The sequence below is a fragment of the Kitasatospora sp. NPDC091276 genome, from assembly GCF_040684355.1.
Classification (GTDB): domain Bacteria; phylum Actinomycetota; class Actinomycetes; order Streptomycetales; family Streptomycetaceae; genus Kitasatospora.
The window spans coordinates 66737-67774 of the sequence record NZ_JBFBFU010000013.1 but is presented as its reverse complement, the minus strand read 5'-3'; the positions used below and the strand labels follow the sequence as shown (position 1 = coordinate 67774).

1 protein-coding gene is annotated in these 1038 nt (G+C 73.2%); it reads right to left on the bottom strand.

Going from position 1 to position 1038, the window contains the following annotated elements; genetic code table 11:
- A partial coding sequence (locus AB0O19_RS18200; RefSeq protein WP_363620818.1) for a WD40 repeat domain-containing protein occupies positions 1–1038 on the bottom strand: 1038 nt, incomplete at both ends.

The window sequence follows — 1038 nt, the reverse complement described above, 5'->3', positions numbered from 1 at the left end:
CTTCGCCGGTGTGGCCGGTCAGGGGCTCGCCGACCTGGTCGCCGGTGGTCAGGTCCCAGGTCCGCACCGTGCCGTCGTCGCCGCCGGTGACCGCCAGGGGGCGGCCGTCGACCACTGCCGTCGCCACCGCGTTCACGTCGCCGGTGTGGCCCGTCAGGGGCTCGCCGACCTGCTGACCCACAGTCAGATCCCAGACCCGTACGTCATCCCAGCTGCCGGTGATCGCTACAGGGCGGCCGTCGACCACTGCCGTCGCCACCGCGTTCACCCCCTCCTCGTGGCCGGAGAGCGGCTCGCTGATCTGCTCACACGTGGTCAGGTCCCATACCTGCACGTGGTTGCCGGCGACCGCGACGGGACGGCCGTCGACCACCGCCGTCGCCACCGCCCCCACCCAGTCGTCCTGGCCGGTGAGGTGCAGGCCGATCTGCCGGCCGGTGGTCAGGTCCCAGGTCCGCACCGTGCCGTCGTCGCCGCCGGTGACCGCCACGGGGCGGCCGTCGACCACTGTCGTCGCCACCGCGTTCACATCGCCGGTGTGGCCGGTGGGCGGCTCACCAACCTGGCCGCCCGAGGCCAGGTCCCACACCCGCACCATCCCGTCCTGACTGCCGGCGATCACGTGGGGACGGCCGTCCAGCACCGCGGTCGCCATCGCCCGGACCTTGTCGGTGTTGCCGTTCACCGCCTCGCCGATCTGCTTGCCGGTGGTCGGATCCCACACCTGGAGCGTCCAGTCCTCGCCTCCGCTGACGATGCAGGGGCGGCCGTCGATCGTTGTCGTGAGCACCGACAGCACCCAGCCGTCGTGACCGGTGAGCGGCTCGCCGATCTGCTCGCGCGTGGTCAGGTCCCACACCCGCACGGTCTCGTCGTGGCTGCCGGTGACCGCGACGGGGCGGCCGTCGAGCACCGCCGTCGCCACCGCTCGCACCGCCTCCTCGTGACCGGTGAGCGGCTCGCCGATCTGCTCGCGCGTGGTCAGGTCCCACACCCGCACGGTCTCGTCGTGGCTGCCGGTGACCGCGACGGGGCGGC